Below are 13,755 nucleotides of genomic sequence, written 5' to 3' on the forward strand. Positions count from 1 at the left end.
CCATGCATATTCAGCAGCACCCCCTGATCCCCGCCACGCCCGGCCAGAGCAGCACGCTGACCAGCCTGCACTATGGCCCGGATGACGCAGCCACCACCGTCTACATCCAGGCCAGTCTGCACGCCGACGAGCTGCCCGGCATGCTGGTCGCGCACCACCTGCGTGGTCTGCTGGACGCCGCCGAAGCCGCCGGGCGACTGCGCGGCCGTGTGGTGCTGGTGCCCATGGCCAACCCGTTGGGCCTGGCGCAGACATTGCTGCACAGCCAGCTGGGCCGCTTTGATCTGGCCAGCGGTGAGAACTTCAACCGCCGCTACCCGCAGTTCGCGCCCGATCTGGCGCAGGACGAGGCTCTGCTGGCCGCGCTGGGCGCCGATGCAGCCGCCAACCGCACGGCCGTGCGCGCCGCTGTGGCGCGCTGGCTGGACGCGCACCCGCCCGTGACCCAGCTGCAAAGCCTGCGCCACACGCTGATGCGCCTGTCTCACGCGGCCGATGTGGTGCTGGATCTGCACTGCGATTTCCAGGCGGCCATGCACCTGTACACCGAACCCGCCTGCACGGACACGTTGCTGCCGCTGGCTGCGCTGCTGGGTGCGCGCGCCGTGCTGGTCGCCGAAGGCTCGGGCGGGCTGTGTTTTGACGAAGTCCTCAGCGGCCTGTGGTGGCAGCTGGCGCGCGAACTGTCCGGGCGCTACGGCGCTGACTGGCTGGCGCAGCGACCGATCCCCCAGGGCTGCGCCAGCACCACTGTCGAGCTGCGCGGCCAGTGCGATGTCAGCCACGCGCTGGCGCAGCCGGACGCCGCCGCCATTTTCCGCTACCTGGTCCACCTGGGCGTGGTGCAGGCTGTGGGCGATGAAGCGCCGCTGCCCGAACTGCCCTGCACGCCCACGCCGCTGACGGGCAGCGAAGACCTGAGCGCCCCCCATGGCGGCGTCGTGGCCTACCTGAAAGAGCCCGGCGACGAGATCTTCCCCGGCGACGTTGTGGCCGAAGTCATCGACCCGGTCAGCGGCCGGACCAGCCCGGTCGTCAGCCAGAACCGGGGTGTGCTCTACGCCCGCCACGGCCTGCGCTGGGCCACCACCGGCATGGACCTGGGCAAGGTCTCGGGCGCCATTCCCCGCCGCAGCGGCTACCTGCTCACGGCCTGACCGGGCCGCGCGCACCACCCCATCAGCATCCCATGAGCATCAAACTAGAGGCCCTGGACATCCACAAAAGCTACGGCGACAAGCCGGTGCTGCGTGGCGTCAGCCTGACGGCCCAGGCCGGAGACGTCATCAGCCTGATCGGCTCCAGCGGCTCGGGCAAATCGACCCTGCTGCGCTGCATCAACCTGCTGGAGCGTCCGCAGAAAGGCCAGATCCGCGTCGCGGGCGAGGCGCTGCGCCTGGCCCCGGCCCGTGACGGCATGCTGCAGGCGCAGGACAGCGCCCAGCTGCAGCGCCTGCGCACGCGCCTGGCCATGGTGTTCCAGCACTTCAACCTGTGGTCGCACATGACGGTGCTGGAGAACATCATCGAAGCGCCGGTGCAGGTGCTGCGCCAGCCCAAGGCGCAGGCCGTGGAGCGCGCGCGGCATTACCTCAACAAGGTCGGCCTGTCGGGCGTCGAGAAAAGTTTTCCCGCCCACATGTCGGGCGGCCAGCAGCAGCGCGTGGCCATCGCCCGCGCGCTGGCCATGGAGCCTGAGGTCATGCTCTTTGACGAGCCCACTTCGGCGCTCGACCCCGAGCTGGTCGGCGAGGTGCTGCGCGTCATGCAGACGCTGGCGCAGGAGGGCCGCACCATGATCGTCGTCACCCACGAGATGGCCTTCGCGCGCGAAGTCTCCAACCACGTGGTGTTCCTGCACCAGGGCCTGATCGAAGAGCAGGGCGATCCGCGTCAGGTGCTCAACCAGCCCAGCAGCGAGCGGCTGCAGCAGTTCCTGTCGGGCAAGCTCAAGTAGGCCAGCATGAAGCACCTTCACCTCAGCACCGATGCCCGGGGCGTGGCCACCGTCACGATCCAGCGGCCCGAGGTCCACAACGCTTTCAGCGAGGACACCATCCGCGAACTGCACGAGGCCTTTGCGCATCTTGACGCCGATGCGGGCGTGCGCGTGGTGGTGCTGGCGTCGCAGGGGAAAAGCTTCTGCGCAGGCGCCGACATCGGCTGGATGCAGCGAGCCGCAGCCAACAGCCAGGACGCCAATCTGGAGGATGCGCGCCGTTTCGCCGCAATGATGCAGTCGCTGGCCACCTGCCGCAAGCCGGTGGTGGCGCGGGTGCAGGGCGCGGCCATGGGCGGCGGATTTGGCCTGGTCTGCGCCGCCGACATCGCCATTGCCAGCACGCGCGCGCGCTTTGCGGTCAGCGAGGCGCGCTTTGGCATCCTGCCCGCCGTGATCGGGCCTTATGTGGTCAACGCCATTGGCCGCCGCCAGGCGCAGCGCCTGGCGCTGACCTGTGACAGCCTGGACGCCGCTGGCGCCCTGGGTCTGGGCCTGCTGCACGAGGTGGTGGACGAGGCCGATCTGGACGCCGCCGTGGCCCGCACGGTCGAGCGTCTGCTGGCCCAAAGCCCCAACGCCCAGGCCGAAATCAAGCGCTATCTGGCCCAGCTGCCCGATGGCCCGGTGGCTCCGGACATTCTGGACCTGGCCGCGCAGACTATTGCCCGCGTACGCACCACAGACGAGGCCCGCGAGGGCTTTGCAGCCTTTGTTGAAAAGCGGCCTGCGGCCTGGCAGCGTGTGGTGTCCTGAGGGCGGTTTCACCGATTTAACCCAGGATTAACCCTGGGTTTGACTGAAATCTGGTGCCGGGCTGCATCCAGCCGCCACCGAGCTCCGTATAGGGAGATGTCTGACCAGACATCACCCTAACCGGAGACCCCCATGAAAGACCTTTTTGACCTCTCGGCCCGTCGCGACATGAGCCGCGAAGACCGCCGCAACTTTTTCCGCCGCAGCGCGGGCGTGACGGCGGGTCTTGTCGGAGGCGCTGTGCTCAGCGCCTGTGGCGGCAGCGTCAGCGAAGCCATCGCCCAGGCCAATGCGCCCAGCGAAAGCGATGTGCTGAACTTCGCGCTCAACCTCGAATACCTGGAAGCCCAGTTCTACTTGCGCGCCGTGGGCCGCGATCTGGAAGCCGATCTGAAGGCCTCTGGCGACACCATGGGCCTGGACGGCGTGGGCACGCGCGGCGCCGTGACGGGGGGCCGTGCGGTGAACTTCACCAGCAAGCGCCTGCGCGAATACGCCCAGGAAATCGCCGAAGACGAGTTCAACCACGTCCGCTTCCTGCGCAAGGCGCTGGGCGCTGCAGCGGTGTCACAGCCCGCGATTGATCTGCAGAACTCGTTCAATGCCGCGGCCAAAGCGGCCGGTGTGGGCGACAGTTTTGACCCCTATGCCGACGAAACCAGCTTCATGATTGGCGCCTTCGTGTTCGAAGACGTGGGCGTCACCGCCTACAAGGGCGCGGCCGGTTTCCTGGCCAAGAATGCCGCTGTACTGGACGCCGCTGCGGGCATCATGGCCGTCGAGGCCTACCACGCAGGGCTGGTGCGCGGCTTCCTGGTGAATCAGGCCGATGGCGTCATTGATGCGGCCAACAAGATCTCGGCCATCCGGGGCGCGGTCAGCAGCGATGCCATCGCTGCTGGCATGAGCAACGGCGCCGACCAAGGGATCACCGTGGCCGGTGTGGCCAATGTGGTCCCGACCGACGCCAACGGCATTGCCTACAGCCGCACGCCCAATGACGTGCTGCGCATCGTCTACCTCAACGCCGACAAGACCGCCGGGGGCTTTTTCCCGGCGGGCGTTAACGGCGCTGTGGCCTGACCGCTGCAGAGGCCTGACTCCGTCTGACCTCAGGGCAGCAGCACTGTGCTGCCCGTGGTCGCGCGGGCTTCCAGGTGGCGGTGGGCTTCCTGCACCTGCTCCAGCGGGTAACGCTGGTCGATGCGGATGTTCACCGCGCCGCTGCTCACCACCTCAAACAGTGCATCGGCCATGGCCTGGCAGCGCTCCCGCGTGCGGATGTGGCTGAACAGGGTCTGGCGCGTGACGTAGATCGAACCCTTCGCCGCCAGGATGGCGGGCGAAAAAGGCGGCACCGGTCCGGATGCATTGCCAAAACTGACCATCAGCCCCAGCGGCTGCAGGCAATCAAGCGAGCCTTCCCAGGTGTCTTTGCCAACCGAGTCATAAACCACTTTCACGCCCGCACCGCCCGTGATTTCGCGCACGCGCTGGGCGAAGTTCTCCGTGCGGTAATTGATGGCGTGCACCGCGCCGTGCTCCAGAGCCAGCGCGCATTTCTCGTCGCTGCCCGCCGTGGCGATCAGCTTCAGGCCCAGATGCCGCGCCCACTGGCAGGCGATCAGGCCGACACCGCCCGCAGCCGCGTGAAAGAGCACGTGATCGCCCGAATTCAGCCCCTCGACCGGGCGGCAGCCCAGCAGCAGGTACTGTGCCGTCAGGCCCTTGAGCATCATGGCCGCCGCCGTGTCAAAAGCGATGTTGTCCGGCAGACGGCAGACCGTCATGGCGGGCAGCACGCGAACGTCGCAGTAGCTGCCTGCCCCCGCGCCCGCGTACGCCGCGCGGTCGCCCACCTTCAGGTGCGTGACGCCGTCGCCCACGGCTTCGATCACCCCGGCGCCTTCGCCGCCCAGCGTGGCGGGCAGCGCCAGCGGGTACAGGCCCGTGCGGTGGTACACATCGATGAAGTTCAGCCCGATGGCGTGGTGGCGGATGCGCACCTCGCCCGGGCCGGGTTCGCCGGCTGTGATGTGATCCAGCTGCAGCTGCTCGGGGCCGCCGGTCTGGTGGATGCGGATGGCGCGGGTCGGGTGGGTCATGGGGGGCTCCGTGGTGGTTTGGGGGGATTGTGGCGCAGGCCGTCAATACCCCTGGAAGAGGAAATCCAGCGCCGCAATGATGGTTTCCTGCTGACTGCTTATTGACGCCACAGGCGCGGCCAGAATCCGTCTTGGGACAGCGCCCATTTTGGGTGTTTCAAGCAGAAGATCCTGCCCACCAATATGCAGCACAGGCATCAGACGGTCGGGCACCCTGACTTTGGGGAAGACCGCCAGACGGCGCAGCGGAATCACCATGCAGCTGTCCAGCCCGTCGAGCAGATCGCTTTGCACATCAAGCAGGTAAGGCGTGGTATCGGCATGCCGTCCGGAGTTGGCGTAAACGTCAAAGCGGGCCATCAGAAGCTTTTCCACTCGTCTAGCGGCAGACCTTCGGCGTCCAGCGTGGCGTTGTAGGCGGCGACAAAATCGGCATGCTCATCGCGCCAGCGGCGCTCCCGCTCCTGGCGCACAACCTGTCGCAAGTGGCTGTCGCACACCTGGGAGACATTGATGCCAAAAGAGCGGGCCGCATCCAGGATATCGGCACTCAGGCTCAGGTTGGTGGCTCGTTTGCCCGAATGTGACGGGCGGGCCTCGATGGCCGCGTGAGGGCTGTTCATGAGGATGATCTTTGCGCATTAAACATGCGCATAGCTTAGGTGGAAAAAGTCAGGCTGTCCAGCGGATGACGGGGCAGGGCCTGAGCGCCTTCCCAGCCATCATCGCCCCGCCTTCAGAGCCCCTTCCAGCCTCGGGGCGAGCAGCGGGGCTGCGCGGCTGCCCGTGGGCAGGGGACCGAAACGGGCGCTGCGCGTGGAGTCATCCGCCTGCCAGTCGGCCAGCGCGGCTTCAATGTCAGCTTGCGTGCGGCCGACAAAATTCCACCACAGCAGGATGTCCTCGCCCAGCGGCTCGCCGCCCAGCAGCAGAATCTGGGCCTCGCTGTCGCAGGACACGTCAAGGCGGGTGCGGCCTGTCGCAAAGTACAGCCAGTCGCCGGGGGCTAGCGCTTCGCCTGCCAGCGTGGCGGCGCCGCGCAGCACGATGGCGGCGTGCTCGAAGCGCGTGTCCAGCTCGATGGACGTGTGCGCCGCGCCCGTGCTGGTCAGATCGAGGCCCAGCAGCGGGCTGAAAACTTGTGCGGGCGCCGTCTGGCCGCCCAGCGTGCCGACCAGCAGCGTGGCGTCAAACCCGCCTTGGCTCCATCTGGGCAGATTGGCGTGGTGGGCGAACGCGGGTTCGCAGTTCGCGTGCGCTTGCGGCAGCGCGATCCACAGCTGCGCGGCGTGCAGGGCGTCGCCATCGCGCACCGAATCTTCGCTGTGCGCGATGCCGCGTCCGGCCGTCATCAGGTTGACCTGGCCGGGGCGGATGACCTGTTCGTAACCCAGCGAATCGCGGTGCATGACCTCGCCTTCGATCATCCAGGTGAAGGTCTGCAGGCCGATGTGCGGGTGCGCGCCCACGTGCAGGCCTTTGCCGCTGGCGAACACGGTGGGCCCGGCGTGGTCCAGAAAACACCACGCGCCGACAAGACGGCGGTCGCGGTGGGGCAGGGCACGGCGGATCAGCGTGTCCTCGCCGATGCGCGATTCGCGCGAGGGGTAGCGCTGTATGGTCGCGCTCATGCGGGCGTTCCGGCTGTCACGGTTTCGACGATTTCGCCAAAGTGGCCGCTGTTGAAATCCTGGATGGCCTGGACGATCTCGTCCTGCGTGTTCATCACGAAGGGGCCATAGCCGACGACGGGCTCGGCGATGGGCTCGCCCGCCATCAGCAGCAGGCGTGCGTCGGACTGCGCGGTCAGCGCCAGCGTGCGGCCTTCGCGGCTGAACTGCAGCAGCGAGGCCGGCCCGGCGTGTCTGGCCTGTGCGCCGTCGCCCGCCGTCACTTCGCCCGACTGCACCAGCACCAGCGCGGTCCAGCCGTCGGGCTGATCCAGATGCACGGTGGCGCCCGCAGCGATCTGCACATCCCAGACGTTCATGGGGGTGAAGGTCTGCGCCGGGCCGCGCTGGCCCGCCAGCTCGCCTGCGATCAGGCGCGCCGTGCCTGCGCCGCCGGGCAGCGTCACGCGCGGAATGGTCGCGTCGGTGATGGCCTGGTAGCGCGGCGTGGTCATCTTGTCTTTCTGCGGCAGGTTGACCCACAGCTGCACCATGTGGAAGGGGCCGCCGCGTGCGCTGTAATCGTCGGAGTGGAATTCGTCGTGGACCAGGCCGCGCCCGGCGGTCATCCACTGCACGTCGCCCGGGCCGATGACGCCGCCACCGCCCGCCGAATCGCGGTGCTGCACTTCGCCGTCGTAGACGATGGTGACGGTCTCGAAGCCCCGGTGCGGGTGCGAGCCCACGCCGCGCCGCTGGGCGCCGGGGTTGGGCGGGAAATCCATGGGTGCGGCGTAATCCAGCATCAGGAAGGGGCTGCGGGCGAGCGCGCCCTGCTGGTAGCCGAACATGCCGTGGACGGGAAAACCGTCGCCCACCCAGTGGCGGCCGGGGGCGGGAATCTGTGCAATCACCTGTTTCATGGGGCATCCTTCTGAATCTGAACGGGTTCGGGCCATTCTAGGGGGCACCCCGGGATCGCGTCAGGGGCCATCGGCGAACAGACTGTTGCCTGGACTGCACCAGGCGCGGCAGGGGAATGATGTGCGGGCATGATGTGGGGTATTGGCCGGAACCCTGAGGAGATCACCATGCAGCTTTACACCTTCTTTCGCAGCTCGGCCGCGTTTCGCGTGCGCATCGCGCTGAACCTGAAGGGCCTGGACTGGCAGGCCGTTCCCGTGCATCTGCGGCGTGGCGGTGGCGAGCAGCATCAGGCCGCGTTTCTGGCCGTCAACCCGGCGGGCAAGGTGCCCGCGCTGGTCGATGAGGACGAGGTGCTGACGCAGTCGCTGGCCATCATCGAGTATCTGGACGAAACCCGGCCCGAGCCACCGCTGCTGCCCGCCGCGCCGCTGGAGCGCGCCCGTGTGCGCGCCATCGCGCAGACCATCGCCTGCGACATCCACCCGCTGGGCAACCTGGGCGTGCTGCGCTACCTCAAGCGCGAGCTGGGCGCGGGCGACGACGCGCGCGACGCCTGGTCGCGTCACTGGGTGGAGCAGGGCCTGGCGGCCGTCGAGCAGATGCTGGTCCGCAGCCCGCACACCGGCCTGTTCTGCCACGGCGATACGCCCACGCTGGCCGACTGCTGCCTGGTGCCGCAGGTCTTCAACGCCCGTCGCGTGGATTGCGATCTGGACGCGATGCCGACGCTGCGCCGCATCGCTGAGCATTGCCTGACGCTTGCGGCCTTTTGCCAGGCGGCGCCGCAGTGTCAGGGGGATGCCGACGTGGCCTGAGCCCCCGCCGCTGCCACGCCCCCCGCGCTGGGCGGCTGGAGGGGCAGTGTCCGGCCTGCCGCGACGATCTCCAGGCGCACGATGTCGGTCAGACGGGGCGTTTTCACCCCGAACACCTGCGCCACCAGCGGATCGGCGCTGACCGCATCGGCGCTGAAGTGCTGCTCGTGCACGCTGCCATTGCGCATCACCACGCGCAGGGTGTAGCTGCCGCTGCTGGCAGAGACCCGGCTCGACGCGAACAGCTGCAAGGGGTTGAAATGAACTTCGCCCTGCGCACTGATCGTGCCTGAGATGTACAGCACCGGCTCGCCCGCTTCGATCAGTTCCGGGCTGGTGGCGTCGGTGTAGCGCAGGCCGCTGTCTTCCTCCATGTGCTTCGCGGCCCGCAGGAAGCCGTACTCCGAGAACCAGTTGCCAAAGCACTGGCCCATGATGTCGGTCTGGCTCCCGGTGTTCTGGCTCTGCAGGGGGTTGATGAGCGTGCCCGCCAGACTGTCAAAAATGGGGGTGCTGCTCAGCAGACCCCGGCTGGCGCCCGGCCAGGCGGCCTCGGTGTACGCGCTGTCGGTCTGGCCGACCCGGCCGCACGGCGCGTGCTCCAGGTTCAGGTTGTGGCCCAGGGCGTGCAGAAAAGTGCGCTCGTCCGCCACGCCCACCGAGGCGCCTGTGCGGCCCCCGATTTCGCTCAGGCTGGACAGCAGCTCTCCGCCCGCCAGCGTGGCGGGCTGGGGCATCACGCCAAACCAGTGTCGGCGCGCGCCTTCGGCTTCGCTCAGGCTGCGCAGCTTGAGCAGTGTCTGGCGAAACAGGACGCTGTCGCTGCCCGACGCGGGCACGACCAGCGGCTTTGACCGCGTGATCTGTACCTTTGCGACGGGCAGCGTGCGGATCACGGCCCGGGCCAGCGCGTCGCTGTCCGGGAGTTCTGCGCGCTGGGTACCGATCTGGATCGGCACCAGATGGATGTTGATCTGCCCCTTGTGGTTCACCCGGGGCCACCCGCGCTGCACCAGGCTGCCGTCGGCGGAGGCCACAGTGAGCTGCAGGCCCTCCTGGACCAGTTCTGTGTCCGTGATGACGCCGGTGCAGGCGGCTTCGAGGCTGTACAGGGCATGGGGGTCTGCCGGCTGCCCGGCGCCGGGCACCTGCACGGGGCAGGCCATGAGGACCTGCTGCTCGCGGCCGTCGGGCACCCGGGCGCGCAGCAGCATCTGCGGGGGCGCAACGGCCTGCGGCGTCAGCGCGCGCAGAAAAGCCCGCACCATCAGTTCCCGGCCCGGGATGACAAGCTGGCCGGGGCTGCTGATGTTCTGCGCGAAAACCTGCGTCAGATCCAGCCGCTCCAGGGCGACAGTCTGTGCAGCGTTGCGTTCTTCGGGCGGCAGATGGGTGGCCGGCAGGACGCTCACCCCATAGACCGCCGCCGTGCCCCGGGAGCTGAAACGGTCCGACTCCAGCACCGCACTGATCTGCGCCCGGCCCAGGCCCACGGCGCTCAGACCGCCCTGGGCGTCGACAGTCACAACAGCCGGGTCACTGCTGCTGTAGGTCCAGCCCGCCAGAGGCTGCGGCGACAGCAGGTCGCTGCCCACCCAGACCTGCGGCCGCTGGGGCGCCATGTGGGTGACGCCTCGCACCAGCGGCAGCGTCACGCTGGCCTGCGGATACGACAGGGCCACCGGCGTGCTGCAGCGGATGAGGATCACGTTGACGCCTGCGGCAACGGGCTGTGGACCCGCCGGCCTGACCGAACAGACCTGGCCGTTGGTCGGCTGATGGCGCACCCGAACGGTCACGGGGGCGGACACGGGCAGGACGCCCAGCTGCACGGTGTCTGCGCCCAGCGCCAGCACCTGGGTGTCGGCCCCCAGCGTGGCGCTGATCTGCAGTTCTGCGCCACTGCGGCGCGTGTCCAGCCCGGTGACCTGAACTTCGACCGGGTACAGCGGCACCGTACTGGCGTCCAGCGCAGCGCTGGGCGCCGAGCAGCCCAGCGGATTGCAGGCCTGCAGGGTGTAGCGGTAGCTGACGGCGGTCTGCAGGCCGGTGTCGGTGTAGGCCGTATCAGTCCCTTTCAGATCGGCGGCCAGTGGCTGGCCGTCGCGGCTCAGCCTGTAGGTCTGCGCGCCAGATGCGGCGGGCCAGGTCAGGCTCAGTCGGGTGGCCTGTGCGCGGGCCAGCAGCAGGCGGGGCGTTTCGGGCTGCGTCAGGGCTTCGCCCTGTCCGGTCAGGGTCTGGCTGGTGGGCTGCGAGCACAGGTCGCGCCGGTTGCACGAGCGGATGCTGTAGGTGTAAACCCCCTGCGGGTCCAGCCCCTGGTCGATGAGGCTGATGCCTTTGACCCGGGTGTCCTGCGCCAGCCGTCCCCCTGAAACCCTGTAGTGGCTGGCCCCGCGCACGGCGCCCCAGCGCAGCCTGAGCTGGCTGTCGCCGGTGGCCAGCACCAGGCCCTGGGGCGCGCCCTGGCTGCTGGCAGTGTCCCCCACGGTCCCCAGACGGGCGATGACCTTGCCGTCGCTTTTCTGGGCTTCGACCTCGAAGCGGGTGCTGCTGCCGTCCTCGGCCGACGAGCCGCTCTCGTCCACACAGCGGATGTCCGTGGTGCCGCACACCAGGGTGCGGGCGAGAGGCAGCGCCTCGCCTGCGGTCTCCTCCGCTGGCGCTGTGGCTGCGCGGCCCTCCAGGCGGTAGACGTAGTACTGCTGGGCGCCCGGCACTGCGGGCCAGCTGAGCGTCAGTGTGGTGGTCGCTGCCGCCACGCGCACGCCGCTGATCGAGTCTGTCGCGGGGGGCGCCGGGATCGGATCACTCTCGACCGGAACAGGGCCCGATGGCCCCACAGCGCTTGCTGGAGCAGCAGCATCGCCCCCGCAGGCGGCCAGCACCAACACCAGGCTGCCTATCACGCCCCACACCAGATTGGGCTTGAGCCGACCGCCTGGATAAAGCCTGCGCATTTTCGACATAGGGCGTCCTCTCACACAGTCTTTTTTATTTCGTGTTGATTGAATCCCTTTGGGCCAACGGCGGCTGGGCACTAGTTCACGCCGGTGAACCCAGGCGGTGGAGCCTGGCTGGAAACCGGAAAAATGTCTCAATAAAACAAAGGTTTACTGTTCAGTAAAACCCCTATTGACAAAAATGTAAACGTTTACATAATTGAGCCTCAATTGATCTGCGGCTCAACCCGCGCCACACCCGTCATGCCCCTGGAAAAAGCCACCCTCCACACCCTGGTGCAGACCACCGGCCTGTCGCTGGCCACGGTGTCGCGGGCGCTGTCGGGGTCCAGCCGGGTGCTTCCCGCCACGCGCGAGCGCGTGCTGCGCGCCGCGCAGGAGCTGGGCTATGTGCGTGACCGAGCGGCGCTGCACCTCAAAACCGGGCGCACGCAGGTGCTGGCCTTCATCATGGACCGGCCGGACGCCAGCCAGCCCGGCTTTCAGGCGCTGCTGCTGGGTCTGGGCGAATCGGTGCAGGGCAGCGATTACCAGCTCATCGTGCTGCCGGACGATCCGCAGGATCCGCTGGCCAGCGTGCGCTACGTCGTCGAGCGCGGCATGGCCGATGGTCTGGTGCTGGCGCACACCACGCCGCAGGACGCCCGCGTGAACTGGCTGCAGCAGCGCGGTTTCCCCTTCGTCACGCACGGGCGCACGCAGCCGCTGGCCACGCACGGACACGTCGATTTCGACAATGGCCGATTCGCCGCACGGGCTGTGGAGGCGCTGGCGTCGCGCCAGCGCCGTCGCCTTGGGCTGCTACTGCCCATGCCGGGCAGCGCTTTTCGCGGTCACCTGGATCAGGGCTTTCGCGCGACCTGCGAGCGGCCGGTGCTGGCGGGTCGCGGGCTGACCGGGCAGGTCATCGAGGCGATTTCGCTGGACGACAGCCCCGAAGCGCTCTACCAGTGGGCCCGCGCCCATGCCGCTGATTTTGACGGCCTGGTCGTGTCGCGCGAGGCACCGGTGCTGCCGCTGCTGGGCGCGCTGGCCGACGCCCGGCTGCAGGTCGGCCGCGACATTGATCTGGCACTGAAGTACAGCAGCCCGCTGCCGCGCTACCTGCGCCAGCCGCTGCTGACCTGTTTTGAAGACCTGCACCTGGCCGGGCTGACGCTGGGCCGCAGCCTGATCGCCCACCTGATCCAGCCCGATCAGGCGGTGGCGCAGGTGCTGTTCGAGCCGCCCGCCATCCAGTTTCCACCCACCCTGCTCAACCCCCACTGAAGAGACGCCGCCATGAACCTCCAGAACCCCGCCCAGGACCGCGCCCGTCAGGCCAACGAGCCGCACCGCGAGCGCATCATGGCCACCAAGCGCGAACTGAAAAGCCGCATCACCGATCTGCCGCAGCGCTTTGCCGCCATGACGGCGCGCATCGAAGCCCAGCTCGAGCAGATCGAGCGCGAGCGCGCGGCCGGCCAGGAGCCCGTGCCGCAGATCGAGTTCGCCGATCTGGACCGCATCACCGAGGCGCAAAAGGCGCACATCCGCCAGCGCGGCTGCCTGGTCGTGCGCAATGTTTTTGACGACGCGCGCGTGCAGCGCTGGAACGAAAGCCTGTCCGAGTATCTGGCGCGCAACGACTATCTGGCCAAGCTCGCCAAAGACGGCGCCGTGGACAACTACTTCAGCACCCTGGCCAGCGCCAAACCGCAGATTTACGGCGTGTTCTGGTCGCAGGCGCAAATGGAGGCGCGCACCGACCCGGCCATGGCGCAGGTTCACCGTTTCATGAACCGGCTGTGGCAGTTTGAATCGGAGCGCGGCCGCGAGTTCGACCCCGACCAGAGCCTGGTTTACGCTGACCGCGTGCGTTTCCGCCAGCCGGGCGATGCCTCGCTGGGCCTGTCGGCGCACGTGGACAGCGGCTCGATCGAGCGCTGGGTGGATCCGGCCTACCAGCAGGTCTACCGCCACGTCTTTGGCGGCGATCTGGCCCAGTACGATCCGTTCGACGCCTGGCAGCGCACGCAGGTGCGCGAGATTCCGTCCCCGGCGGTGTGCCGCATGTTCCGCAGCTTCCAGGCCTGGACGGCGCTCACGCCCCAGGGCCCCGGCGACGGCACGCTGCAGCTGCTGCCGGTGGCCGACGCCATGGCCTGGATGCTGCTGCGCGCGCTGCAGGACGACGTGCCCGAGGACGAGCTGTGCTTCGCCGCTGCCGGGCGCGCCATGACCATCGTGCCGCAGTACCACGAGCTGCTGCTGCGCGGCTATGGCTCGATTCCGCACATGCAGGCGGGCGACACAGTGTGGTGGCACCCCGACGTGCTGCACGGCGTCGAGGACGTGCACCGCGGCACGGGCTATTCCAGCGTGATGTACATCGCGCCCGCGCCCGACTGCGCCAAAAACCGCGAATACGCCGCGATGCAGCGCCCCGCCTTCGAATCCGGCCGCTCCGCCCCCGACTTCGCCCCGGACGATTTCGAAACCACGTTTGAGGGCCGCTGCACCCCGGCCGACCTCAGCGATCTGGGCCGCAAGGTGATGGGCTACGCGGGCTGAGAGGGCAGGACACCGGGCAGATTTTGA

Annotated in this window: 13 protein-coding genes; 7 read left to right on the plus strand and 6 right to left on the minus strand. The window is 68.3% G+C overall.

The annotated features are described in order from the left end of the window. The first annotated feature begins 2 nt into the window (after positions 1-2). The 4 genes from RV045_RS04145 (at position 3) to RV045_RS04160 (ending at position 3,838) form a co-directional block, all read left to right on the plus strand. Positions 3-1,157 carry a succinylglutamate desuccinylase/aspartoacylase family protein gene (locus RV045_RS04145; RefSeq protein ID WP_423234509.1) on the plus strand — a complete coding sequence of 385 codons (1,155 nt, stop codon included), beginning with the start codon at positions 3-5 and terminating at the stop codon, positions 1,155-1,157. A gap of 32 nt (positions 1,158-1,189) precedes the next feature. After that, on the plus strand, positions 1,190-1,957 hold the full coding sequence (locus tag RV045_RS04150) for an ABC transporter ATP-binding protein (RefSeq protein WP_423234510.1): 768 nt from the start codon (positions 1,190-1,192) through the stop codon (positions 1,955-1,957). A 6-nt stretch (positions 1,958-1,963) separates the two neighbouring features. After that, on the plus strand, positions 1,964-2,755 hold the full coding sequence (locus tag RV045_RS04155) for an enoyl-CoA hydratase-related protein (RefSeq protein ID WP_423234511.1): 792 nt from the start codon (positions 1,964-1,966) through the stop codon (positions 2,753-2,755). Positions 2,756-2,887: 132 nt separating this feature from the next. After that, positions 2,888-3,838 (plus strand): ferritin-like domain-containing protein, encoded by a 951-nt coding sequence (locus tag RV045_RS04160; protein WP_423234512.1) that lies wholly within the window; start codon positions 2,888-2,890, stop codon positions 3,836-3,838. A gap of 29 nt (positions 3,839-3,867) precedes the next feature. On the opposite strand, the gene RV045_RS04165 is transcribed toward RV045_RS04160, so the two are convergent. The 5 genes from RV045_RS04165 to RV045_RS04185 form a co-directional block, all read right to left on the minus strand. Beyond that, positions 3,868-4,860, minus strand: a complete 993-nt coding sequence (locus tag RV045_RS04165) for a quinone oxidoreductase family protein (protein WP_423234513.1) — start codon at positions 4,858-4,860, stop codon at positions 3,868-3,870. A gap of 42 nt (positions 4,861-4,902) precedes the next feature. Beyond that, positions 4,903-5,220, minus strand: a complete 318-nt coding sequence (locus RV045_RS04170) for a CcdB family protein (RefSeq protein WP_423234514.1) — start codon at positions 5,218-5,220, stop codon at positions 4,903-4,905. Then, complete coding sequence (locus RV045_RS04175) at positions 5,220-5,483, minus strand: type II toxin-antitoxin system CcdA family antitoxin (protein WP_423234515.1); 264 nt, start codon at positions 5,481-5,483, stop codon at positions 5,220-5,222. Before RV045_RS04175 ends, RV045_RS04170 begins: the two co-directional genes overlap by 1 nt. Positions 5,484-5,582: 99 nt before the next feature. Beyond that, positions 5,583-6,491, minus strand: a complete 909-nt coding sequence (locus tag RV045_RS04180) for a pirin family protein (RefSeq protein ID WP_423234516.1) — start codon at positions 6,489-6,491, stop codon at positions 5,583-5,585. Next, complete coding sequence (locus RV045_RS04185) at positions 6,488-7,393, minus strand: pirin family protein (protein ID WP_423234517.1); 906 nt, start codon at positions 7,391-7,393, stop codon at positions 6,488-6,490. Before RV045_RS04185 ends, RV045_RS04180 begins: the two co-directional genes overlap by 4 nt. 168 nt (positions 7,394-7,561) lie before the next feature. On the opposite strand from RV045_RS04185, the gene maiA reads away from it, so the two are divergent. Continuing rightward, positions 7,562-8,212: a maleylacetoacetate isomerase gene (maiA, locus tag RV045_RS04190; RefSeq protein ID WP_423234518.1), complete on the plus strand. Its 651-nt coding sequence runs from the start codon at positions 7,562-7,564 to the stop codon at positions 8,210-8,212. Here the strand turns inward: maiA and RV045_RS04195 are convergent. Beyond that, positions 8,188-11,181, minus strand: a complete 2,994-nt coding sequence (locus RV045_RS04195) for a fibronectin type III domain-containing protein (RefSeq protein WP_423234519.1) — start codon at positions 11,179-11,181, stop codon at positions 8,188-8,190. The two genes, maiA and RV045_RS04195, sit on opposite strands and share 25 nt — an antisense overlap. 237 nt (positions 11,182-11,418) lie before the next feature. On the opposite strand from RV045_RS04195, the gene RV045_RS04200 reads away from it, so the two are divergent. Then, positions 11,419-12,444: a LacI family DNA-binding transcriptional regulator gene (locus tag RV045_RS04200; protein WP_423234520.1), complete on the plus strand. Its 1,026-nt coding sequence runs from the start codon at positions 11,419-11,421 to the stop codon at positions 12,442-12,444. Between the two features lie 78 nt (positions 12,445-12,522). Continuing rightward, the gene (locus RV045_RS04205) at positions 12,523-13,728 is read left to right on the plus strand and encodes a YbiU family protein (RefSeq protein ID WP_423234638.1); all 1,206 of its coding nucleotides are present in this window, start codon (positions 12,523-12,525) and stop codon (positions 13,726-13,728) included. The last annotated feature ends 27 nt before the right edge of the window (positions 13,729-13,755 follow it).

It is taken from the genome of Amphibiibacter pelophylacis (assembly GCF_037688875.1).
Lineage (GTDB): Bacteria > Pseudomonadota > Gammaproteobacteria > Burkholderiales > Burkholderiaceae_C > Amphibiibacter > Amphibiibacter pelophylacis.

Coding starts and splice junctions, on each gene's coding strand:
- RV045_RS04145 (WP_423234509.1), top strand. CDS start 3: ATGCATATTCAGCAGCACCCCCTGATCCCCGCCACGCCCGGCCAGAGC.
- RV045_RS04150 (WP_423234510.1), top strand. CDS start 1,190: ATGAGCATCAAACTAGAGGCCCTGGACATCCACAAAAGCTACGGCGAC.
- RV045_RS04155 (WP_423234511.1), top strand. CDS start 1,964: ATGAAGCACCTTCACCTCAGCACCGATGCCCGGGGCGTGGCCACCGTC.
- RV045_RS04160 (WP_423234512.1), top strand. CDS start 2,888: ATGAAAGACCTTTTTGACCTCTCGGCCCGTCGCGACATGAGCCGCGAA.
- RV045_RS04165 (WP_423234513.1), bottom strand. CDS start 4,860: ATGACCCACCCGACCCGCGCCATCCGCATCCACCAGACCGGCGGCCCC.
- RV045_RS04170 (WP_423234514.1), bottom strand. CDS start 5,220: ATGGCCCGCTTTGACGTTTACGCCAACTCCGGACGGCATGCCGATACC.
- RV045_RS04175 (WP_423234515.1), bottom strand. CDS start 5,483: ATGAACAGCCCTCACGCGGCCATCGAGGCCCGCCCGTCACATTCGGGC.
- RV045_RS04180 (WP_423234516.1), bottom strand. CDS start 6,491: ATGAGCGCGACCATACAGCGCTACCCCTCGCGCGAATCGCGCATCGGC.
- RV045_RS04185 (WP_423234517.1), bottom strand. CDS start 7,393: ATGAAACAGGTGATTGCACAGATTCCCGCCCCCGGCCGCCACTGGGTG.
- maiA (WP_423234518.1), top strand. CDS start 7,562: ATGCAGCTTTACACCTTCTTTCGCAGCTCGGCCGCGTTTCGCGTGCGC.
- RV045_RS04195 (WP_423234519.1), bottom strand. CDS start 11,181: ATGTCGAAAATGCGCAGGCTTTATCCAGGCGGTCGGCTCAAGCCCAAT.
- RV045_RS04200 (WP_423234520.1), top strand. CDS start 11,419: ATGCCCCTGGAAAAAGCCACCCTCCACACCCTGGTGCAGACCACCGGC.
- RV045_RS04205 (WP_423234638.1), top strand. CDS start 12,523: ATGGCCACCAAGCGCGAACTGAAAAGCCGCATCACCGATCTGCCGCAG.